Origin of the sequence: Streptobacillus canis, assembly GCF_009733925.1 — a bacterium.
Taxonomy (GTDB): domain Bacteria; phylum Fusobacteriota; class Fusobacteriia; order Fusobacteriales; family Leptotrichiaceae; genus Streptobacillus; species Streptobacillus canis.
In genome coordinates, this window is the sequence record NZ_WOEI01000006.1 from 35,718 (window position 1) to 58,262 (window position 22,545).

The window sequence follows — 22,545 nt, forward strand, 5'->3', positions numbered from 1 at the left end:
AGGCCTCATGTGATTGAGGCCTATTTATTTACCATATTCTTAATCTTTTTTCTTTAGCTAAGTACATGTTATCGTTTTCATTGATATTGAATGCTTCATAAAAATCATCTAAATTTTTAGGTTGCATATTAGCACGTATCTCACAAGGAGAATGTACATCCATTGATAATAAAAGGTTAGTGTATTCAGGTGTTGATTTAAATGCCCAACTTTTTGCCCATGATATAAAGAAGTTTTGAATAGAATATTCATCATGTTCTTTTAATGCTTCTAGAGCACAACTTAAACCACCAAGATCTGCAATATTTTCAGAAACAGTTAACTTACCATTTACATGCCCATCTTGGAAAGGAATATTATCAAATTGTTCTATAACTTTTTTTGTTAACTCGTTAAATTTTTTGAAATCTTCTTCATCCCACCAATTATTTAAATTTCCAAATTCATCAAATTTTGCTCCATTATTATCGAATGCATGAGATATTTCATGAGCGATAATAGCTCCTATTGATCCATAATTTGAAGATTTGTCTCTATTTAAATTATAGAAAGGTTCTTGTAATATAGCAGCAGGAAAACATATTAGATTTTTTGTAGGGTGGTAATATGCATTTACCATAGCAGGACTCATATCCCATTTTTTTCTATCTACAGCTTCTGTTAATTTCTTAAAGTTTTTAACTATAGCTACTCTAATTATGTTTAAATTATTATCAAAATATGAATGATCTTCTCTTACTATATATTTCTTATATTTACTATCATATTCTTCAGGATAACCTATTAAAATATCCATAGTTTCTATTTTCTTTATTGCTTTTTCTATAGTAGATTTCTTTAACCATGTATTTTCATTTAATCTCTTTTTGTATGTTGTTATTATTTTTTTAACTATATCTAAAACATCTTCTTTTGCTTCATTACCAAAATATTTTTTAGCATAGAAATCACCTACAACACCAGAAAAAATGCTAGAACAATAATTGAAACTATATTTCTTTAAATCTAGTGATTTATCTTTTCCTAAAATAAAGTTAGAGTATTTTTCTCCTAATAATCTTAGTTCTTCTGTTAATAGTGAAGTATTATTTAAAATATATTTAACTATCATCCAAGATTTAAGTAATTCAAAGTTTTCAGGGTTAACAAACTTATCAATATTTTCAAAATATCTAGGTTCGGTAACTATTACAGTTTCTACCTTTTTATTAAATATCTTATTAATCACATCTAGTATGTGTATGTTATTACTATAGTTTGCAATGTCATCTAAATTTTTAGGGTTATATGATTTATAATAATCGGCTTTTTCTGTTGGTGACTTTATATATTCAATAAAAGATAAATCATATTTAATTGTATTTTCAACATGTTTTATACTTTCTTCATTACTAAAGAAATGATTCATAACTTCTATAGCCATTTCTCTATATTTCTCTAAATATATTTCTTTTTTATTACTATAATATGTATCTTTATTAGGTAAAATACTTGATGCAATATATAGATAAAGAGAATGAGTATTAGAATCATTCATATCTATTTGTACTGATGGATTAAATGGTAGAGGATAATCATTACAAATTAAATGAAATAATTTTGAGTTAAGAGTATCAAAATTATCTATTTCTAAAAGAAAATCTATCATTTTTTTAATAGGAGTTATTCCATATTTTTTTCTTTTTTCAATATTAATTGCTTGTTTATATAATTTTACAAAATTGCCCATTTCTTTATTAGGTACAGCATCAAAATTAGTTAAAAAATTATCTAGCTCAGATAAAATAATATCTTCTGTTTTAAAATCTAATTGTGAAAATGAACTAGTATTAGTTCTTCCTTCAGGTATTTCAGTCTCTTCTAGCCATTTTGAATTTACTGCTAAATACAAATTATTTCTTATTTCTTTCATAAGTTCCTCCTTGTTTAATAAGATTATACCACGAATATTATTCTTTTAAAAGATTAAAAAATATGGTAAAATACGTATGAGGTGATTAAAATGATGAAATTTTTGAGTTATATTTTTTTAGCATTTGCTGTTGTTTCATGTACTTCAGTAGATGAATATTTAAAAGACAGAAATTTGATTACACAAAACGATCATATTAAATATGTTGAGATAAAAGAAAAAAAAGAAGAAGTAAAAAAACAAGAAGTTAAAGATACTAAGGTAGTAAAAAAAGAAGAACCTAAAAAAGCAGAGACTATTAAAATACAAAAGAAAACAGAAATTGTAGAAAAGAAAGAGGAAGTTAAAAAGAAAACTCCTGTAGTTACTCCAGCTAAAAGTGAGTCTGAAATTAAAGCGAATATTATTAAATCAGATAATCCGATAAAACCAAAAGAAGTTAAAAAAGAAGAACCTAAGAAAGTTGAAAACAAGGTTGTAGAAACAAAAGCTGAAGTTAAACCTGTAGAGAAAAAGGAAGTAGTACAAGTTGAAGTTGTAACTTCTAAGATTGAAGAAACTACAGTAAAATTTGATGATACTGATTTAAAGATTGTTAAATTTATTGCTGAACAAGTAGTAGAAAATGAAGAACAGATTAAGAGAAAAACTGTAGAAAGTATACAAAGATTAGAGTCTAAAGGATATAAATATTCTGCTAGAGAATTTTTAGCTAAGGCTTACGATAATATTAAGAAAACTAATGTAAACTCATATATACTTGCTGCAGCTAGAGTAATGAATAGTATAGAAAGAGATGGAAGATAATGAGACTAGATAAATTTTTAAAAGTTACTAGGGTTGTTAAGAGAAGAACTATAGCTAACGAATTATGTGATTCTGGTAATGTATCAGTAAATGGAGATACAAAAAAAGCTCTTTATTCTGTTAAAGAAGGAGATAAAATAGATATTAAATTCTATAACAGAAACTTTGTGGTTAACGTATTAAAATTACCACCTGAATCATTAAGAAAAGAAGATATAGAGATGTATATTAAAATAGAAGAAATTAAATAAAAGCACGAGATTATTTCTCGTGCTTTTCTAATTCTAATAAGTATCTTTTTATATATTCCCCACCGTTATATCCACCTAAACTACCATTTTTATTAATAACTCTATGACAAGGAATGATAATTGGTATAGGGTTCTTGTTATTAGCTCCACCAACAGCTCTACATGACTTTTCATTATTTATTTCCTTAGCTATATCTTTATAGCTTTTAGTATTACCGTATGGAATCTTTACTAATGTATTCCATACACTTTTTTGAAAATCAGTTCCTTCAAATTTTAGTGGGAGCTCAAAAACTTTTCTATCCCCATTAAAGTATTCTAAAAGTTGTTTTTTAACTTTCCTAGATAGATTATTTTCAATATATTTTTTCTTTTTATTCACATTAATATTTATTTCTATCAAATGAGTTTCATCACAGATTATTTCAATACAGCCTAGTACTTTATTTTCTATATATGATATATACATTATCTTATAGTAAACCTTATGCTATTGTTATTAAATATATTAAGTGAATAAATAAGGTTATTATCATAGATTAAAGTTACAGTATCCTTGTTGTGTTCAAACTCTTTAAACATATTTAAAACTATTGCTTTTGATTCAATTTCTTTAATATCACTATCTGAAATCTGTACCATTAGAGATATTATCTCAGTAATATCTTCTAAATCCTCTTTCTTAGCATTAGAGAAATTAAATACTAATTGTGTAACTTCAAAATCATTGTATTGTATTATGAAGTATGATTCAGTATATCCAAAAATTTGTGAATAGAAATATATATTTGAGTCCACTTCTTTATTAACGAATTTACTTACATCGTATTTAGTTGGACCATATTTTTTATTAAATTCTTCAATAACATTGTCAAGTAACATGTTTTTAAATATATTCTTATTTACACTCTCTATAGCTATGGTATTATTATTTGTTGATATTACGAATCTATTAAATACAAAAATAGTACTTGAAAGTATAATAATAGCTAGGAAAAATCTTAATTTATTATTCAAAATATCACCTCTTGATTCATTTTAACATTTTAGTATTTTTTATTCAATAAGTGATATAAAAAAATATATGAAAAATAGATGGATAAATCTATTAAAAAGCTAGTAAAAATCAATAAAATATGATATAATTTAAGTAATAAAAAATATATTAAAATGGAGGAATTATGTCGAAAAAAAATTATGGTGGAGAAAGCATCACGGTCTTAGAGGGATTAGATGCCGTAAGAGTAAGACCAGGGATGTATATAGGGACAACTTCTTCAAGAGGATTACATCATCTAGTATGGGAAATAGTAGATAATAGTATAGATGAGGCTCTTGCAGGAGTATGTGATACAATCACAGTTAAAATGCTTCCAGATTCAGAAATAGAGATTTCAGATAATGGTAGGGGAATACCTACAGAAATGCATAAATCAGGAAAATCAACACTAGAAGTAGTAATGACAGTACTTCATGCTGGAGGTAAATTTGATAATTCTAACTATCAATTCTCAGGAGGATTACATGGAGTTGGAGTTTCAGTAGTTAATGCTCTTTCAGATAGATTAGAAGCTACAGTTACAAGAGATGGTAAAGTTGTAAGACAAATATTCTCAAGAGGAAATGCAATTACAGAAGCTTTAGAAATTGGAAAAGCACCAGCTAAAGCACATGGAACTACAATTAAATTTAAACCAGATGCAACTATCTTTGAAACTATATTATTTGATTATGATATATTACAAAGAAGACTTAAAGAGTTAGCTTATCTAAACAAAGGAATAAAAATAGTATTAATAGATGCTAGAAAACCTGAAAAAGTTAAAGAAGAAACTTTCCACTTTGAGGGTGGTATAGTAGACTTCGTTACTGAACTTGTTGGTGATGATAAGATAATAGATGAAGTAATCTATATGAAAGATAGAGTGATGCTTTCAGAAGGTGAAGTAGATGATGAAGGTAACCCTATTCCTGATAAATATTCAGAAGTAGAAATAGCTTTAATATATAAGAACTCACAATCTACAGTAGAGTATTCATTTGTTAATAATATTAATACTACAGATGGAGGAACTCACGTTTCAGGATTAAGAAGTGCTTTAACTAGAACGATTAATGATTTAGCTAAAGAAGCTAATAGTAAGAATGAATTTAAAGGTGAGGATGTAAGGGAAGGATTAGTATATGTACTAAGTTTAAAATTCCCAGAACCACAATTTGAGTCACAAACTAAATCAAAACTTGGATCTTCTGAAGCTACAAGTATAGTATCAGGAGTAGTAGGAAATAAACTTAAAATGTATTTAGAAGATCATCCTAAAGATTGTAAGGTTATAGTTGATAAAATAGCTATATCTAAACAAGCAAGGGAAGCTGCTAAAAGAGCAAGAGATCTAGTTACTAAGAAAAATGAATTTAGTTTAGGGGGACTTCCTGGAAAACTTGCTGACTGTCAATCTAAAGACCCTTCAGCTTCAGAAATATTCATAGTCGAAGGAGATTCAGCGGGTGGATCAGCAAAACAAGGAAGATTTAAAGAATTCCAAGCAATACTTCCATTACGTGGAAAGATATTAAACGTTGAGAAATCAAATGAACATAAGATATTAGAAAATTCAGAAATTAAAGCTATGATTACAGCTTTTGGTGCTGGATTTGGAGATAAGTTTGATATAGAGAAATTAAGATATCATAAGATAATAATAATGACCGATGCCGATGTCGATGGTGCACATATTAGAACACTTATGCTTACATTCTTCTATAGATACTTAAGAGAATTAATCAATAATGGGCATGTATATATAGCTCAACCACCTTTATATAAAATTACAACTAAGAGTGGTAAAAAAGAACAAGTTAAATATGCATATTCTGATGAGCAGTTAAAATCTATAACTAGAGTACTTGATGAAAAATTAGGTCAAGATAACAATGGTAAGAATAGGTATAACGTGCAAAGATATAAAGGGTTAGGAGAAATGAATCCAGATCAGTTAAAAGAAACTACTATGGATCCAGATATCAGAACTTTATTAAAAGTTACACTTGAAGATGCACAATATGCAGATAAGATGTTCTCTATACTAATGGGAGATAAAGTAGAACCAAGAAGAGAGTTTATAGAAGAACATGCAAATTACGTAAGAAACTTAGATATATAGGGAGGTTGAAATGGCAGATTTATTCGATAATGAAGATGAAATAATAGAAGATATAGACTCGACATTAGATCAGGACAGTCAAAGTGCAATAGAAGCAGTAATGCAACAGACTCAAATGTCAAATGAACAGTTAATATATATAGAAGATGAGATTAAAGCATCTTATCTAGATTACTCTATGAGTGTTATAGTTTCAAGGGCCTTACCGGATGTAAGGGATGGATTAAAACCAGTACACAGAAGAATACTATACGCTATGGATGAATTAAAAATGTATCATAATACTCCATTTAAAAAGTCAGCAAGACTAGTTGGGGAAGTATTAGGTAAGTATCACCCACATGGTGATAGTGCAGTATATAACTCTATGGTTAGAATGGCACAAGATTTCAATACTAGATATATGCTAGTAGATGGACATGGAAACTTTGGATCTATAGATGGAGATTCTGCAGCAGCGATGAGATATACTGAGGCAAGAATGTCAAAAATTGCTGAAGAAATGCTAGTAGATATCAATAAAGATACTATAGATTGGAGAAAAAACTTTGATGAAAGTTTAGATGAACCAACAGTATTACCTGCTAAATTACCAAACCTATTATTAAATGGTACTACAGGGATAGCAGTAGGTATGGCAACTAATATACCACCTCATAATTTAGGAGAATTATCTGATGGAATAGTTGCATTAATAGATAATAGAGATATTACTATAGATGAATTAATAACTCATGTTAAAGGTCCTGATTTCCCTACAGGTGGTATTATCTATGGTAAAGCTGGAATATATTCAGCATATAGAACAGGTAGAGGTAAAGTAAGAGTAAGTGCAAGAACTGAAATTGTTACTGATAAAAAAGGAAAACAAAGTATAGTTATTACAGAATTACCTTATCAAATTAATAAATCTAACTTAATTAAGAGAATAGGTGAATTAGTTAAGGATAAAGTAATTACTGGTATATCTGATTTAGCTGATTTATCAAGTTTAGATGGAATTAGAATAGTTATAGATATTAAAAGAGGAGAAGAAGCAGAAATAGTACTTAATAAATTACTTAAATTTACTGACTTACAATCTACTTTTGGTATCATAATGTTAGCATTAGTTAATAATGCGCCTAAGATATTAAATCTAAAAGAAATATTAGAAAAATACTTAGAACATAGATATGATGTTATTACAAGAAAAACAATATTTGATTTAAATAAAGCTAAAGATAGAGCACATATATTAGAAGGATTAAGAAAAGCACTTGATCATATAGATGAAATTATTGCTACTATTAGAGGAAGTAAAACAAGAGCTTTAGCTAAGGAATCATTAATAGCTAAATTTGCATTTACTGAAATACAAGCAGATGCAATACTTGAAATGAGATTACATAGATTAACAGGTCTAGCAAGAGAAGAAATAGATGCTGAATATGATAAATTAATGATGTTTATTGCAGATCTTGAAGATATACTTGCTAAAGATGAGAGAAAATATGCAATTATCAAGGAAGAAGTATTAGAATTAAAACAAAAATATGGAGATCCAAGAAGAACAGCTATTGAAGAAGATAGAAATGAAATAAATATAGAAGACTTAATCAAGAATGAAGATGTAATAGTTACTATAACTAAGAGAGGATATGCAAAACGTATGTCACTTGATAGCTATAAAGCGCAAAAAAGAGGTGGAAAAGGAGTATCTAATACTACAACTATCGAAGATGATGTGCTAAAAGACCTATTTACAGCTAAGACGCTTGATACTTTAATGGTATTTAGTGATAAAGGTAAAGTATATTCTATTAAAGTTTACGAAATACCTGAAGTAAGTAAACAAGCTAGAGGTAAATTAATAGGAAATATTATAGAGCTTGATGAAAACGAAAAAATTTCAGTAATAATACCAGTTGATGAAGTAGAAAATGATAATAGAGATTTAATATTTATTACTAGAAATGGTATAGCTAAGAAAACTAAGATTTCTGAGTTTAAAACTATTAATAGAAATGGTAAGATAGCTATTTCATTTAAAGAAGATGAAGATGAAGTTAAATTCGTTGGTATTACTTCTGGAAGTGAAAAAGATGAAATCTTCATATCTACTAAAGGTGGTATGGCAGTAAGATTTAAAGAAGAAGATATACGTTCTATGGGAAGAACTGCTGCAGGAGTTAGAGCAATTAAATTAAATGCTGGAGATGAAGTAGTTTCTGCTGATGTAATTTATACAGATAATAACGTAGAAGAAATGAGCGTATTAAGTGTAACTTCTTTAGGAATAGGGAAGAAAACATTACTTTCTGAATACAACACTATCAAGAGAGGTGGAAAAGGAGTTAAAAACTATAACCTTGAAAGAAGAAGTAAAGAAGAAAGTGAAAATCATTTCGTAGTTTATTCAACTATAATAGATCCTACTGATGAAAATTCAGAAAATATGGAATTAGTTGCAATATCAACTACAGGAACAGTAATACGTATTAAGATTAAAGATCTTCCAGTAGTAGGAAGAAACAGTAAAGGTGTTAAAATACAATCTCTTAAATATAAAGAATACCTAGTATCAGCTGATAGAGTTGCTGCTGAAAATTCTGAAGAAGAGGAAATAGTTGAAGAATAGGAGTGATGGTATGAATATGAAAAGATTCTTGTTTTTACTAACAAATGAGGTAGAAATAAATGAGTTCTTAAAGTTATCTAAATCTTTAGATAAGAAATACCCACATATAGAAAAGGATGTAGTATATATTAAAGATATTATGAAATATGACATCTTTCCATTAACTATACAGGGAATGGGAGTTAGTGCTAATACTAATTTACTTATTGAAGATTATCTAAGATTAGAAGATGAGATTTTTGAAAGCTACAAGGAAAGATTAGCAGAAGGTAACTTCAGAAAAATATACTCTTTAGAGGGTGAAATAGTTGACGTAGCTATGGAAGAATTAAAAGCTTACGATTTACTAGTAGTGTGTAGAACAGAGAATGGAACTATAAGTGATAATTTACATTCACTATTAAGACATCACTATAAACCTATGTTAATACTTTCAATAACAGATAGAGAATATTCATTTGATAATATATTAATGTTAAATGATGGTGGATACATGGTTAATAGAACTGTTTATGATTACTTCGATACTTTTGGTGTACAAGATATAGATGTACTAAGAGTTAATGTAGAAGATCAAAACAGATTAACTGAAAGATTTGGTTCTAAATGTAATATAATAGATAGAAAAGGTGATGAGGTATCTATTATCTTATCAGAAGTACCAAAATATGATTTAATTTTAATGGGTGTATTAAAATACTCAATAATATTTGAAAGACTTACAGGGCAAGTAGGACTAAAAGTATTTGAAAAAACTGAAACACCTATATATATGGGGTGATAGTATGAAAATACTATTATGCTCTGATTCTCATACAGATTTAAAATATTTTTATGAAGTAATCAAGAAAGAAAACCCAGAATTAATAATTTTTGCAGGAGACTATAGCGCTGATGCTATAGAAATGTCTTATGCAGTAGATATACCTTTTCATATAGTAAAAGGTAATTGTGACTATTTTGATGATGAAACTAAGGAAACTTTAGAGTTAGAAATAGAGTCTATGGGTAAGGTAATACTTACTCATGGACACCTTTTTGGTGTTAAATCAAATATGAATAGTATATATAAGTTTGGAGTAGAAAAAAATGCAAATTATGTAATTTTTGGACATACTCACATTCAGCATAAAAGTGAATTTAAAGATGTAGTTTTCATTAATCCTGGAGCTATAATGAATCATGAATATGCAATATTAGAAGATGGCGTTCTAGAATTTAAGGGAGGAAGAAGATGAATAATGTAGTAAAACCACGTAAGATATTTGAAACAGTTATGTTGTGGTTATTATCATTTTGCTTATTAATAAAACTATTATTAATGGCAAAAGTAGGAGATATTTTCTATAAACTTAGAGGTAAAATTACTACTCAGACAGACTTTGTAACTTTAGTTAAAAAGTTATCTGTAATGACTGAAGATTTAAAAGCCTTAGAAGTGTTTGCAACTATTTATAGAACATTCTTATTATTCCTATTGATTACTTTCGCGGCCTTCATAATCTTTAGAATTGTAAAAAGACAATATGACAGATTACTAAAAGCTTCTACAGTAATGATGTGGGTAGCAAGTATGGCAGCAGTATATTATGTATATATTACAAAAGATTTATTCTATGCTTTAAAAAGTATAACTGAAAGACAGTATGAACAAGGATTACCAGCAGCCTTATACTTAATGGGTAGAATACAATATATCTTAGATGTTAAATACATAATACATGCATTAACTGCTATTATACTTGTATCAACAGTCCTTGCAATAATATTAAATGTAAGAACTTTAGTTGGAAAAGAAGATAAAGCTATTTGGAAAAAATTAAATGCTAGCATATTTACAGTATCAATGTTAGTATTTTCAGGATTAGTAGCATGGAATATATATATTAAATACGATAGTAAACAATTTAAACCATTTGGATATATGGTAACAAACTATAAACATAAAGATGATAAAATATATCTTTATGGTAGTGTAAATATGAGAAAAGTAAATGAGAAAAACCTTGATCCTAACTTCAGAACCCTTTATTTAAGAGGAGTTAACTATGAAGTAGAAAGAGGAACAGAAGAATTAAAAGCTGGAGAAACTAGAGAAATTAAAGTTAGTTTTGATGTTGAAACAAAAGAATTCTTAAATCTTAAAACAGGTAAGATTGAAGATAAAATAACAATTAAAGAAGTACCTGAAATAGTAAAATCTATAGATGAAATAAATACTAAAACTGTTTACGAATATTTAGGAAAATACGATGAAAGATATTCTAAATTCAGTAGCAAAGATGAATTAACAGGTATTTATGAAGGTAAAGCTATAGATGGTAATTCAGAATACTATGTTCTTCAAAAGATTAAATATGATGAATTAAGCTTTACAGATGCTCCAAAATTCCAAGAAACTGATGAAATATATAAGCTAATATATTTAGGTGTTATGTATAGAGATAAAAAAGAAGTAGTCGGACTTGAAGGATTAAACTTAGAGCAAGGATCATATCTATTTAATAATAAAGAAGAGTTATTAGGCTCACTTAAAGGAAATAAGATAGAAAAAGTTAAGTAGTTGGAGGAAAAATGTTAGACAAATTAAAACTGATAAAAGAAAAAGCTTTATCAGATATAGAAAAATTAGATTCTGTACAAGATTTTAACGATTTAAAAGTTAAATACTTAGGTAAAAAAGGTGAATTTACAGCTATAATGAAAGAAATGGGAAATATAGTAGCTGAAAAAAGAAAGGAATTTGGAGCACTTGCAAATGAAGTAAAAACAGAATTACAAGATAAATTTGATGTTAAGTTTGCAGAGTTAAAAGAAGAAGCTAAAAGAATCAAATTAGAATCAGAAACACTAGATATTTCACTTCCAGGGAAACCTTTAGAAAAATCTAGTTTACATCCATTAACTAAAACATTACTTGAAATAAAAGAAATAGTTAGTGAAATGGGATTTGATATAGTTGATGGGCCTGAAGTTGAAAGTACATATTTAAACTTTGATGCTTTAAATATACCTAAGACACATCCATCAAGAGAATTAACTGATACTTTCTATATCACTGATGATGTAATATTAAGAACTCAAACATCTCCAGTTCAAATTAGATATATGAGAGAACATAAACCACCATTTAAAATGATATCTATAGGTAAAGTATATAGACCTGATTATGACGTATCACATACACCTATGTTCCATCAAGTTGAAGGTTTAATGATAGGAGAAGATGTAAGTTTCTCTAACTTTAAAGCAACACTTGAAAGTATAGTACAAAGAATATTTGGTGCAGATAGAAATGTTAGATTTAGACCACATTTCTTCCCATTTACAGAACCTAGTGCTGAGATGGACGTAGAATGTGGAGTATGTAGAGGTAAAGGATGTAGATTATGTAAAAATACTGGTTGGTTAGAAATACTTGGTTCAGGTATGGTTAATATTAAAGTACTTGAAGCAGCTGGTATAGATGGAGAAGTATATCAAGGATTTGCATTCGGACTTGGAGTAGAAAGAATAACTATGCTTAAATATGGTATTGATGATTTAAGAGCATTCTTTGAAAATGATATTAGATTTTTAGAACAATTTTAAGTGGAGGAAATATGTTAATTTCATTAAATTGGTTAAGAGAATATATAGATCTTGACAAAAATATAGATATAAAAGAACTAGAAAATGCCTTAACTATGATAGGGCAAGAAGTAGAAAAAATAGAAAAACAAGGTGAAAATTTAGGCAAAGTTTTAACAGCTAAAATAGAAAAATATGAAAAACACCCAGATTCAGATCATCTAACTGTTTGTCAAGTTAACAACGGAACTGAAGTTCTTCAAGTAGTTTGTGGAGCTCCTAATCATAAAGAAGGAGATATAGTTGCTATGGCACAAATAGGTGCTAAACTTGACGAAGATTTCATAATAAAAAAAGGTAAAATAAGAGGAGCAGAGTCTAATGGTATGCTTTGTTCAGAATCTGAATTAAAAATAGGTAAAGATCATGATGGAATTATGATATTACCACAAGACACTAAACTTGGAGTACCTATGAATGAGTACTTAGGTTTAGATGATACTGTATTTGAATTAGAAATTACACCTAATAGACCTGATTGCTTATCTCATGTAGGTATTGCAAGAGAACTTGCAGCATATTATTCAAAAGAATTAAAAGTACCTACAGCTGAAGTTACAGTAGAAGGAAATGAAAATATTGATATATCTATAGAAGAAGGATTATCAAATAGATATTTAGCAAGAGTAATTAAAGGTGTAAAAGTAGGAGAAAGTCCTAAATGGTTAAAAAATAGATTAGAAGCAGTAGGGATTAGAAGTATAAATAATATAGTTGATATTTCTAACTATGTAATGCTTGAAACTAATCAACCTAACCACATCTTTGACTTAAATAAATTTGGTTCAAGAAAAGTTACAGTATCTAGAGCAAAAAATGAAGAAGTATTTGTTACTTTAGATGATAAAGAAAGAGTATTAGATAACGAGGATATAGTAATAACAAATGGAGAAAAAGTTGTAGCTATAGCAGGAGTTATGGGTGGTGGAGAAGTAGAAGTTGATGAAAACACTACTGATATCTTAATAGAAGTTGCACACTTTGATAACATTATGGTTAGAAAAACTAATAGAAAATTTGCTTTATCTACTGAATCTGCATATAGATTTGAAAGATCAGTAAATACAGAAAATATGGAATATGTATTAGATAGAATTTCAAGTTTAGTTAAAGAATTAGCTGGAGGAACAGTATGTAATATTAACGATAGTTATCCAGTTAAACCTAATACAAATATAACTACATTATCTTTACCAAGACTATATAGATTTGTAGGTAAGGAAATAGAGAAAGATAAAATAATAGATATCTTTGAAAAATTAGAAGTAAAAGTTGAAGATAAAGGTGAAGAGTTATTATTAACTGCACCTTCACATAGACAAGATCTAATAAATCAATTTGATTACTTTGAAGAAGTTATACGTATGGTAGGTTTTGATAGTATAGAAAATGTTATGCCTTCAGTAAAACTAACTAAAGAAAGATTAGAAGATACAACTAAATTTGTTACTGATATTAAAAAGGTAGTATCTAACTTAGGAGTAAGAGAGGTTATTAACTACAGCTTTATCCCTAAAAATTCTTTAGAAAAAGTATTGTTTGATATAGCAGAAGAAAATATTATTGAAATCAAAAACCCTATAGTAGAAGAATTTAGTATTTTAAAACCTACATTAATGTATTCATTAATCAAAAATGTAAGAGATAACATTAATAGAGGTGCAAGTGATATTAGATTCTTTGAAGTAAGTAAGAGATTTACTAAAGAACAAGTTACAAATATAAATGAAAAAGCTGTAATGATAGGAGAAATGCAAGTATTTGAAAGAGAAACATTAGCATTAGTACTATCAGGAAGCAAAATTAAGAATATATGGAATGCTAAACCAGAAGAATATGATTTCTATGATATGAAAGGTGTAGTAGAAGCATTATTTGAAAAAATTGGATTTACTAAATATCAAATTAGAAGAAGTGAAAACAAAGCATATCATCCTGGAAGAAGCGTTGATGTATTTGTAGGTAAAGAACTTGTTGCAACATATGGAGAATTACACCCAGATGTATTAGAAAACATGGATGTTGAAAAGAGTAATATCCTTTATGCTGAAGTATACTTAGACTTAATTAAAAAATATATATCAACAAGCATTAGATACAAAGGTTTAAGTAAATATCAATCAGTGCCAAGAGATATAGCTATAGTAGTTAATGAAAATGTTCTAGTAGGAGAAATGTTAAAAACTATAGAAAAAATAGATAAATTAATTGAAAGAGTTGAACTATTTGATATATACCAAGGATTAGGAATTGAAAAAGGATATAAATCTGTTGCTATAAGTATAGTGATGAGAGATGATAATAAGACATTAGAAGAAAAAGAAATTAATGATGTTATGAATAAAATCATTACTAAATTAACTAAAGACTTTGGAGCAACATTAAGAGGATAATGAAATATTGTATATTTCTTAATGGAGAATATCCAGAATTTAATGATTATCATTTAGAATTATTAAAAGATAGAATAATATACTGTGCAGATGGAGGAACTAACTTTGCTTATAAGCAAGGGATAGTTCCTCATGCTATAGTAGGAGATTTAGATTCAATTAATCCTGAAGTTTTAGAGTATTATAGAAAAAAAGATGTGAAAATTTATGATTATTCAAGTGATAAAGATTATACAGATTTTGGAATAGCACTACTTCATATTTGCGGTTATGAAAATGTTGGAATGAATGATAGATTTCAAAAAGAAGAAATAGATTTTTATCAAAATAAAGATGTATTAGTATTTGGTGCTACTGGTGGTAGAATGGATATGTCTATAGGTAATGCTAAATTACTTGCTAAAAATACTAATATGAAATATATTAGTCATCAAAATGAACTTATGTATTATGTAAATAAAGAAGATGTGATAAATGGAAAGGCTGGTAAAAGATTTTCTTTAATACCACTTTCAGATCTTAAAGAATTAACACTTGAAGGTTTTGTATATAATCTTAAAGATAAAGATATTTCAAGAGATATGTCACTTGTAAGTAATATTATTAAAGATGATTCAGCAAAGATAAGTGCTAAAAGTGGAGATATGTTAATAATTATAGAAATATAAAAGGGTTGTTTTAAAACAACCCTTTCCTCATATCTTCTAATTTGTTAATTAAGTTATCAACTTCATTGTAGAATTTTTTTATTTTACTTTGCATAGTCCAATCTACAAAGATATTATCTAAGAAATAGTCTGCAAATACATGGAAACTAGATACATTAATATTTAAAGATTCAACATTAGCTTTATTAAACATAGCTTTTAAATCCCTAAGCTTATAATTCACTAATTCCATTTTACTTTTAGCTTTATCAAGATTTGAATGTTTAAATAGAGTTGAAAAAGTATTTCCAAAAAACATATCAAATAAACCCCAATTTTTAGAATATTTTAAACTAGATTTCACATCTTTTAAATCTATTAAAATTTCATCTATTAAATTTCTTATATCTATTAAATCATTCATTTTTATTTACTCCTATCTAAAGTTTAATATTAAATTATTAGGACCTAATTGAGCACCTTTTAAATCATTAGGATATTTATAACTATAAATTTCTGTGTTGTCTAAAGTTGCATAAACTATAGCGTTAGTGATTTGATTTAAGAATTCGTCTTGAATATCACCTTTAACATCTTTAACTTTTACATTTTTAAGATAGATTTTTCCATCTTGGAATCTGATATCACTTTCTAAATAAACGATAGCAGTTGTATTTGTTTTACCTAAAAGAGCCCCGACAACCGAACTAGTTTCAGCAGTTAAAACTATATTTAATTTATAGTCTTTAACAAAGACATCTCTTATAGCTACTTCGCCTTTTGCTAAGAATAAATCTATCCTGTTGTCTACTTTCTGTGCAATATTTGCTTTAATTACACTATTTGGGACTGTATAATCTGTAACATTTAATAAACTACAAGAAAATACTCCAAATGATAATAATAATGTTGTTAAAATTTTTTTCATAATTTACTTGTATGATATAGTTAGTTCTTAAACTTTACCATACATCTCCTCCTTTTATTCTTTAAAAATTAAATTTTGTTCCTAATCCTATAGTGAAATATTGAGGATATCCTAAACTAATTTCACCTGTGAATGTGTTCTTAAATGTTGCTCCAAATTTAGCTTTTATTGCAAATTTGTTAATTGATCTATCGTTAACTATATAGTGATATGAACCAATAGAAGCTCCAGTATATAGTTTAATGTCTTCTTTAACCTCTCCATTTACTTCAGCAAATATAAATGGAGAAATGTATGGATGGAAATTTTTGATAGTTCTTTCATAGTCTTTTTTTTCAATTTCTAATTTGTTTTTTTCTGTATCATGTGCAGTTTCAATTTTTCTATTAAAATCTTCAATTTTTATATTATATTTTTCATTTTCTGATTTATTTAAAATCTTTTTACTTAATCCTCCTTCAAGTCCAGTTCCAAGATTTACATTTATACCATATTTTTTAATTGGAATAACTTTTCCAAGAGAGGTATGTATACCTGCATGAACTGATGTATTATTGATATCATCACTTTGGAAACCTCCAACACTACCTTGAGCAAGAACAGTAACTTCAGTCCCTGAATAACCAATAAGAGTTGAAAAGATACCTAGTATTAAATATTTCTTCATTATATCAACATCCTTTATTTAAATTCTATTCTATCTATTTTTTCACCATCAACATCTACAAGATCATACATAGCTCCTGTAGCTCTGTCTATAAAATGTCCACCTGGAACAAATATATTTCCAACTATAAATGCAGGAATGTTTGTTTTAGGTAAGATAGCAACAGTTTTATCACCTGAAGAGATAAAATATTTTGCACCTACACCTGATTCATTATCTAATCTTTTTAGATTAACAAATAAAGTTCCTTTACCTTTTTTTAGCACATTTCCTTTTTCGTCCTTAACTACTATTTCTTTACCAGAACTAGATCTAATATCTAATGGTTGATGTAAACCATTTACTATACTAGAACAACTAGTTAGAGCAAAAATTATACTTGTAAATATTAGTGTTTTTCTCATTTTTTATTCACCTTTCTAAGTGCTGAAATTATTCTATCAAGGTTTTTTTCGATATCTTTTTCAAACGCATCTTTAGTATATCTACCGCTAGTCATATGTAATAGTTGCTCAACCACAACACCTGTTTCTCTTTGAACTGCTTTAGTATAAGGTGAACTTGCACCATCTGATTCAAATAGAATATCTATTCTATTTTTCTTAATTAAATCTATAGCAACTTTCAAGTCGTTAGCACTAGGCTTATTATTGTTTTTAGGTTCTATTACAACTCCAACTTTAATACCAAGTTCTCCTAAGATATAGTCATAACCTCCATGAGTAGTTGCAACTGTTAAATTAATACCTTTTCTAAGATTAGCTATTTCTTTTATCTTTTTAGATTTGATATTAGAAAGTTTCTTAGTATAATCCCTAGCATTTTTAAGATAATAACTACTATTTTTACTATCTAGTTTAGCTATTTCCTTAGCTATAGTATTAATCTGTTGTATAGAAGCTTGTATTGATATGAAAGTATGAGTATTAACAGATTTAGAGTTGCTTCTTTCACCAGATATTGGTAAAAGAGATACATTCTTGTTAGCGTTAATAATAGTGACTTTCTTGTTATTTGAAGCTTTAACAAGATTGTACATATAGTTATCTATACCAGTACCATTAATAATTAAAACATCAAGATCTGTAATTTTTTTAACTTCATCAGGTGAAGGTTGATATGCGTGTACATCAACATCAGCTGGAAGTATTTGGATTACATCTGCCTTATCTCCTACAATATTAGTTGTAAAAGAATAATAAGGCAACATACTTACTCCTATTTTAAGCTTTGCTAAAGAAATATTAGAAACTAATAAAAGTAACATTATTAATTTAAAAATAATCTTTCTCATTTTGCCTCCGTTTCACGTAAATTATACCATTAATCCTAATATATTTCAACAAGTTAAAATAAGGGTTAAGGTAATAAAAAGAGTAATATAAGGCATAAATACTATAACTTTGAATAGTACTAAAATAATCTTTCACAGGATAGTAAAAAAATGAAAGATAAATTTCACGATAAAACTTGCTTTTTTCGTTGAATAGAGGTAAAATAAATATAGAATAAAAAACAGGAGGCTGCTATATGATAATCAAAAATGCAAAAATATTTGATGGGGATAAATTTATTCCAGAAAATGTAGTAATTCTTAATGGAGATAAAATTGAAAAAATTACTACTGTATCTGAATTAACAGAAGAATTAATGTCTAAACATGAAGTAGTAGACATAGATGGTAAAGTATTATCACCAGGATTTATTGATTTACAAATTAATGGATGTGGTGGAGTATTATTTAACGATGAAATCACTAGAGAAGCTTTAGAAGTAATGAATGAAACTAATAAAAAATATGGATGTACTTCATTCTTACCTACATTAATTACATCACCTGATGAAAAAATATTAAAAGCTTTAAAATTAATTGAAGAAATCAAAGACACTAAAGAAGAATTTGGGGTTTTAGGATTACATATTGAAGGGCCATATATTAGTGTTGAGAAAAAAGGTGTTCATAGACCTGACTATATTAGAGTTTTAGCAGATGAAGTTATAGATACTATTGCTAAAGTAGGATATGAAGGAGTTAAAATTATGACTATTGCTCCTGAAAATGCACTAGTTAAACACTTAAAACAATTAAAAGAAAGTGGAATTAACATAGCTTTAGGGCATACAAATGCAACTTATGCACAAGTAGAAGAAAAAGCTGAGTACTTCACTCATGCAACTCACTTCTTTAATGCAATGCGTGGATTTGATTCAAGAGAGCCAGGAGTTATTGGTTACTTATTAGATAAGAAAAACGTACAATGTGGAATAATAGTAGATGGAATGCATGCTAGCTACCCTTCAGTAAGAGTAGTTAAAGAAGTAATGAGATCAAATATGTATTTAGTTACAGATGCTGTTGCTCCTATGGGAACAGATATGCCTGAATTCGTATTTGAAGGCCACTTAGTTCGTCATGAAAATGGAAAATGTTGGGATCCTAAGACTGGATCATTAGGTGGATCAGCTCTTGATATGATAACAGGAGTTAAAAACTTAGTTAAAGAAGTTAAAATAAGTGAAGAAGAAGCTTTACGTATGGCAACTTCATACCCAGCAAAAGCAGTTCAAGTTGAAGACAGATATGGATATATTAGAGAAGGATATATTGCTGACTTAACATTCTATAATGAAGACTTTGTTGTAGAAGGAACAATTTCAAAAGGCAAATTACAAAGATATTAATATGAATAAAGGAGCGAAAGCTCTTTTTTTCTATAGGAAATTAGAATTCTAATAAGATGTATGTAATTTTATTGACTGATATAAAAAATAATCATAGTTTATAAAAAATAAAATTAATAAGTAAATTTGAGTAATGTAAAAATACCTATTTAATACCATAACATTTTTTCAGTCTTATATCTTTAAAGTAATGTTATTGCTTAATTTTGATAAAAAAATTTTATTCAGTCTTAAAAAATTCTAGCAATAATTTTTTTACTGTGATATAATGAGATTGAGGTGATAAAATGAAGTATACTATATGTGGTCTTGACTGTGCAGGATGTGCAGCTAAACTAGAAGAACATTTAAAAACACATGAAAATGTAAAAGATATTAGTATAAATTTTACAACTAAAACATTAAAAGTAGATTTTAAAAATAAGGAAAAAGGAAATATAGATGAATTAATAAGACTTGGAAGGGAAAAAGAAAGTTCTTTTGATATTAAGGAAGAAGATAATTCTGAGACGCAATTTATTGAAGAATTAGAAATACTTAAAGATCAAAAAGTATATATGTTTGTATCTTTAGCTTTATTTATCTTGGGACTTTTCGTAGATAAATATTTATATAGATATCTAAAATATGATTCAGATCTATATCTATATTATATACCTCTTTACCTATTTTCATATGCATTTGTTGCATTTCCAATAATAAAAGATGCTATAAGATCAATAAAAAATGGAGACTTCTTTAATGAAAAAGTACTTATGATGGTTGCTTCATTATTAGCTATTTTTATTAGAGAATATGAAGAAGCAACAGGAGTAATGCTATTTTATACAGTAGGAGAATATTTTCAAGAATACTCAGTACTTAAAACAAGAAAAGGAATAAGAAGTTTAATAGATTTAAAAGAAAATGTAGTACATGTATTAGATAAAAATGAATTTAAAGATGTAGATGTTAATGAAATAAAGCCTGGAGATGTATTTTATGTTAAACCAGGAGAAAAGATATTATTAGATGGAAAAGTATATATAGGAAGTGCAGATTTAGATACTTCTATGATTACAGGAGAATCTTTACCTAGACATTTTGAAAAAGGTGATGATGTACTTGCAGGTATGATAAATTTATCTAAATCATTAGCAATTGAAGCAACTAAAAGCTTTGATGAGAGTAATATATATAAGATAGTGGAGTTAATAGAAAATTCAGGACATAATAAGTCAAAAATGGAAAAATTTGTTACAAGATTTTCTAGATATTATTCTCCAATAATATTTACTTTAGCTATATTTATAACTATAGTACCTCCTCTATTTTTTAGAAGAATTACTTTTATAGATTCACTATATAACGGTATAGTATTATTAGTTATAGCTTGTCCTTGTGCCTTAGTTCTTTCTATACCACTAACATTTTTTTCAGGTATAGGTAGAGCTGCAAAAGAAGGAATACTAATTAAAGGTGCAGATATCTTTGATAATATAGATAAAGTAGAAAGTGTATTTCTAGATAAAACTGGAACTATAACTGAAGGTAGATTTAAAGTAAATTCAGTATTTGAAGATTTAGAAAAAATTAATATAGATGCTAAAGAAGTATATGAATATGTATATAAGGCTGAAGAACATTCAAATCATCCTATAGCAAGATCAATAATTAATTTTATAAATCAAAAATTTAGATTAGTAGACAATATTGAAAATGATGATAAATTTTATGAGTATATTAGTTTATGCAAACACTGTGGTTGCTGTCATGATTATTCAGAACATTATGTTAATGAAAGAGTTAGAATAGTAGAACATGAGCCTAAAGGACATTATTATGGTGATGAATGCAAAAATCACGTTAAGAAGTTAGAACATAGTGAGCATTGTGATTGTGAATTACACAATCACAATGAATCATGTATAAGAAATATGTTTGCAAAGGATAAAACTATAGTAGAAAGTGTAGAACTTCCAGGATTAGGCGTAGATGTAGAATTTAATGATAAAAAAGTATTAATAGGTAAGAGAAAATTACTAGAAGATAGAAATATATTTATACCTAAAACTGAATTCTTAAATGATAAAAATTCATCTTTAGTATATGTAGCTATAGATAATATATTTGTTGCTTTATTTGTTATCAAAGATAAGATAAAAGATGATACTAAAGAAGCTATCACGATGATTAAAGAAAGTGGTATTAAAGATATAATAATGCTTACTGGGGATAATGAAGAAGCTGCAAAAGAAGTTGGAGATATCTTAGGTATAGATAGAGTATATGCTAATTTATTACCAGAAGATAAATTAAATATATTACTTAAAGAAAAAGAAAAAAGACATATCATGTTTGTGGGTGATGGTATTAATGATGCCCCAGTAATAGCAGCATCAGATGTAGGGGTTGCTATGGGTAATATGGGTCAAGATGTAACTATCAATACTGCTGATATTGTACTAAATACAGATAGTTTAACTAAAATATCAGTACTAAAAAGACTATCAGATAAGATGAAGATGATAGTATTACAAAACTTAGTATTTATTATTGCAGTTAAATTTATAGTAATTACATTTGGTATGTTTAGTTTTATGTCTATGTGGGTTGCAGTATTTGCAGATGTTGGAGTAACAATAATAACAGTATTAAACGCAATGAGAATGAAATATATTAGATTATAAAGGGGCTGTTGAAAAGTAAGAGTTTTTTTCTTCCTCAATAGTCTCCTCAAAAAAATAGAAGGGATTAATCTAAAAAAATTAGATAATTCCTTCTATTTTATTAATTTTTTTGTACAACAAAAATAAGGGTTTAAATATTTTAAGTATTTATGATATTTCTTTTATCTTGTGTAAT

The 22,545-nt window shown here is 27.4% G+C and carries 20 protein-coding genes; 12 read left to right on the forward strand and 8 right to left on the reverse strand.

Translation table 11 applies throughout. The annotated features are described in order from the left end of the window. Window positions 1-28: 28 nt before the first annotated feature. Entirely contained in the window at window positions 29-1,912 is a 1,884-nt protein-coding gene (locus GM111_RS02870) for a M13-type metalloendopeptidase (RefSeq protein WP_156299379.1), read from the reverse strand. A 90-nt stretch (window positions 1,913-2,002) separates the two neighbouring features. Here GM111_RS02870 and GM111_RS02875 point away from each other — a divergent pair, with 90 nt between their 5' ends. After that, window positions 2,003-2,719: a hypothetical protein gene (locus tag GM111_RS02875; protein WP_156299380.1), complete on the forward strand. Its 717-nt coding sequence runs from the start codon at window positions 2,003-2,005 to the stop codon at window positions 2,717-2,719. Then, window positions 2,719-2,970 (forward strand): RNA-binding S4 domain-containing protein, encoded by a 252-nt coding sequence (locus tag GM111_RS02880; protein ID WP_156299381.1) that lies wholly within the window; start codon window positions 2,719-2,721, stop codon window positions 2,968-2,970. The genes GM111_RS02875 and GM111_RS02880 overlap by 1 nt, the downstream gene beginning before the upstream one ends. A gap of 10 nt (window positions 2,971-2,980) precedes the next feature. Here the strand turns inward: GM111_RS02880 and GM111_RS02885 are convergent, their stop codons facing one another. Together GM111_RS02885 and GM111_RS02890 are read right to left on the reverse strand one after the other, a co-directional pair. Beyond that, on the reverse strand, window positions 2,981-3,439 hold the full coding sequence (locus GM111_RS02885) for a methylated-DNA--[protein]-cysteine S-methyltransferase (RefSeq protein ID WP_156299382.1): 459 nt from the start codon (window positions 3,437-3,439) through the stop codon (window positions 2,981-2,983). After that, window positions 3,439-3,987 (reverse strand): hypothetical protein, encoded by a 549-nt coding sequence (locus GM111_RS02890; protein ID WP_156299383.1) that lies wholly within the window; start codon window positions 3,985-3,987, stop codon window positions 3,439-3,441. The genes GM111_RS02885 and GM111_RS02890 overlap by 1 nt, the downstream gene beginning before the upstream one ends. 164 nt (window positions 3,988-4,151) lie before the next feature. On the opposite strand from GM111_RS02890, the gene gyrB reads away from it, so the two are divergent. The 8 genes from gyrB to GM111_RS02930 all read left to right on the forward strand — a co-directional run bounded on the left by gyrB (window position 4,152) and on the right by GM111_RS02930 (window position 15,445). Next, window positions 4,152-6,134, forward strand: a complete 1,983-nt coding sequence (gyrB, locus tag GM111_RS02895) for a DNA topoisomerase (ATP-hydrolyzing) subunit B (RefSeq protein ID WP_156299384.1) — start codon at window positions 4,152-4,154, stop codon at window positions 6,132-6,134. A 115-nt stretch (window positions 6,135-6,249) separates the two neighbouring features. Beyond that, window positions 6,250-8,754 (forward strand): DNA gyrase subunit A, encoded by a 2,505-nt coding sequence (gene gyrA / locus GM111_RS02900; RefSeq protein WP_231479747.1) that lies wholly within the window; start codon window positions 6,250-6,252, stop codon window positions 8,752-8,754. A 10-nt stretch (window positions 8,755-8,764) separates the two neighbouring features. Further along, window positions 8,765-9,535 (forward strand): GntR family transcriptional regulator, encoded by a 771-nt coding sequence (locus tag GM111_RS02905; RefSeq protein WP_156299386.1) that lies wholly within the window; start codon window positions 8,765-8,767, stop codon window positions 9,533-9,535. Window positions 9,536-9,539: 4 nt separating this feature from the next. Then, window positions 9,540-9,992, forward strand: coding sequence for a YfcE family phosphodiesterase (locus GM111_RS02910; protein WP_156299387.1), 453 nt, complete (start codon window positions 9,540-9,542; stop codon window positions 9,990-9,992). Continuing rightward, window positions 9,989-11,317, forward strand: coding sequence for a hypothetical protein (locus GM111_RS02915; protein WP_156299388.1), 1,329 nt, complete (start codon window positions 9,989-9,991; stop codon window positions 11,315-11,317). The genes GM111_RS02910 and GM111_RS02915 overlap by 4 nt, the downstream gene beginning before the upstream one ends. An 11-nt stretch (window positions 11,318-11,328) precedes the next feature. After that, window positions 11,329-12,345, forward strand: coding sequence for a phenylalanine--tRNA ligase subunit alpha (gene pheS / locus GM111_RS02920; RefSeq protein WP_156299389.1), 1,017 nt, complete (start codon window positions 11,329-11,331; stop codon window positions 12,343-12,345). An 11-nt stretch (window positions 12,346-12,356) separates the two neighbouring features. Next, entirely contained in the window at window positions 12,357-14,777 is a 2,421-nt protein-coding gene (pheT, locus tag GM111_RS02925) for a phenylalanine--tRNA ligase subunit beta (RefSeq protein WP_156299390.1), read from the forward strand. Then, the gene (locus GM111_RS02930) at window positions 14,777-15,445 is read left to right on the forward strand and encodes a thiamine diphosphokinase (RefSeq protein ID WP_156299391.1); all 669 of its coding nucleotides are present in this window, start codon (window positions 14,777-14,779) and stop codon (window positions 15,443-15,445) included. Before pheT ends, GM111_RS02930 begins: the two co-directional genes overlap by 1 nt. 10 nt (window positions 15,446-15,455) lie before the next feature. Here the strand turns inward: GM111_RS02930 and GM111_RS02935 are convergent, their stop codons facing one another. The 5 genes from GM111_RS02935 to GM111_RS02955 form a co-directional block, all read right to left on the reverse strand. Continuing rightward, window positions 15,456-15,848, reverse strand: a complete 393-nt coding sequence (locus GM111_RS02935) for a hypothetical protein (protein WP_156299392.1) — start codon at window positions 15,846-15,848, stop codon at window positions 15,456-15,458. Window positions 15,849-15,860: 12 nt separating this feature from the next. Continuing rightward, the gene (locus tag GM111_RS02940; RefSeq protein ID WP_156299393.1) at window positions 15,861-16,352 is read right to left on the reverse strand and encodes a hypothetical protein; all 492 of its coding nucleotides are present in this window, start codon (window positions 16,350-16,352) and stop codon (window positions 15,861-15,863) included. A gap of 61 nt (window positions 16,353-16,413) precedes the next feature. Then, window positions 16,414-17,019: a hypothetical protein gene (locus tag GM111_RS02945; protein WP_156299394.1), complete on the reverse strand. Its 606-nt coding sequence runs from the start codon at window positions 17,017-17,019 to the stop codon at window positions 16,414-16,416. A gap of 14 nt (window positions 17,020-17,033) precedes the next feature. Next, entirely contained in the window at window positions 17,034-17,423 is a 390-nt protein-coding gene (locus GM111_RS02950) for a hypothetical protein (RefSeq protein WP_156299395.1), read from the reverse strand. Beyond that, entirely contained in the window at window positions 17,420-18,313 is an 894-nt protein-coding gene (locus tag GM111_RS02955; protein WP_156299396.1) for a metal ABC transporter solute-binding protein, Zn/Mn family, read from the reverse strand. Before GM111_RS02955 ends, GM111_RS02950 begins: the two co-directional genes overlap by 4 nt. 236 nt (window positions 18,314-18,549) lie before the next feature. Here GM111_RS02955 and nagA point away from each other — a divergent pair, with 236 nt between their 5' ends. Further along, complete coding sequence (gene nagA, locus GM111_RS02960) at window positions 18,550-19,701, forward strand: N-acetylglucosamine-6-phosphate deacetylase (RefSeq protein ID WP_156299397.1); 1,152 nt, start codon at window positions 18,550-18,552, stop codon at window positions 19,699-19,701. Window positions 19,702-19,988: 287 nt separating this feature from the next. Further along, window positions 19,989-22,370: a heavy metal translocating P-type ATPase gene (locus GM111_RS02965; protein WP_156299398.1), complete on the forward strand. Its 2,382-nt coding sequence runs from the start codon at window positions 19,989-19,991 to the stop codon at window positions 22,368-22,370. Window positions 22,371-22,545 lie beyond the last annotated feature (175 nt).

Bases quoted from the DNA above. Each gene is read 5' to 3' on its own strand.
- GM111_RS02930 (WP_156299391.1), top strand. From the start codon at position 14,777: ATGAAATATTGTATATTTCTTAATGGAGAATATCCAGAATTTAATGAT.
- nagA (WP_156299397.1), top strand. From the start codon at position 18,550: ATGATAATCAAAAATGCAAAAATATTTGATGGGGATAAATTTATTCCA.
- GM111_RS02910 (WP_156299387.1), top strand. From the start codon at position 9,540: ATGAAAATACTATTATGCTCTGATTCTCATACAGATTTAAAATATTTT.
- pheT (WP_156299390.1), top strand. From the start codon at position 12,357: ATGTTAATTTCATTAAATTGGTTAAGAGAATATATAGATCTTGACAAA.
- GM111_RS02885 (WP_156299382.1), bottom strand. From the start codon at position 3,439: ATGTATATATCATATATAGAAAATAAAGTACTAGGCTGTATTGAAATA.
- GM111_RS02870 (WP_156299379.1), bottom strand. From the start codon at position 1,912: ATGAAAGAAATAAGAAATAATTTGTATTTAGCAGTAAATTCAAAATGG.
- gyrA (WP_231479747.1), top strand. From the start codon at position 6,250: ATGTCAAATGAACAGTTAATATATATAGAAGATGAGATTAAAGCATCT.
- GM111_RS02935 (WP_156299392.1), bottom strand. From the start codon at position 15,848: ATGAATGATTTAATAGATATAAGAAATTTAATAGATGAAATTTTAATA.
- GM111_RS02940 (WP_156299393.1), bottom strand. From the start codon at position 16,352: ATGAAAAAAATTTTAACAACATTATTATTATCATTTGGAGTATTTTCT.
- GM111_RS02945 (WP_156299394.1), bottom strand. From the start codon at position 17,019: ATGAAGAAATATTTAATACTAGGTATCTTTTCAACTCTTATTGGTTAT.
- pheS (WP_156299389.1), top strand. From the start codon at position 11,329: ATGTTAGACAAATTAAAACTGATAAAAGAAAAAGCTTTATCAGATATA.
- GM111_RS02950 (WP_156299395.1), bottom strand. From the start codon at position 17,423: ATGAGAAAAACACTAATATTTACAAGTATAATTTTTGCTCTAACTAGT.
- GM111_RS02905 (WP_156299386.1), top strand. From the start codon at position 8,765: ATGAATATGAAAAGATTCTTGTTTTTACTAACAAATGAGGTAGAAATA.
- gyrB (WP_156299384.1), top strand. From the start codon at position 4,152: ATGTCGAAAAAAAATTATGGTGGAGAAAGCATCACGGTCTTAGAGGGA.
- GM111_RS02880 (WP_156299381.1), top strand. From the start codon at position 2,719: ATGAGACTAGATAAATTTTTAAAAGTTACTAGGGTTGTTAAGAGAAGA.
- GM111_RS02875 (WP_156299380.1), top strand. From the start codon at position 2,003: ATGATGAAATTTTTGAGTTATATTTTTTTAGCATTTGCTGTTGTTTCA.
- GM111_RS02965 (WP_156299398.1), top strand. From the start codon at position 19,989: ATGAAGTATACTATATGTGGTCTTGACTGTGCAGGATGTGCAGCTAAA.
- GM111_RS02955 (WP_156299396.1), bottom strand. From the start codon at position 18,313: ATGAGAAAGATTATTTTTAAATTAATAATGTTACTTTTATTAGTTTCT.
- GM111_RS02915 (WP_156299388.1), top strand. From the start codon at position 9,989: ATGAATAATGTAGTAAAACCACGTAAGATATTTGAAACAGTTATGTTG.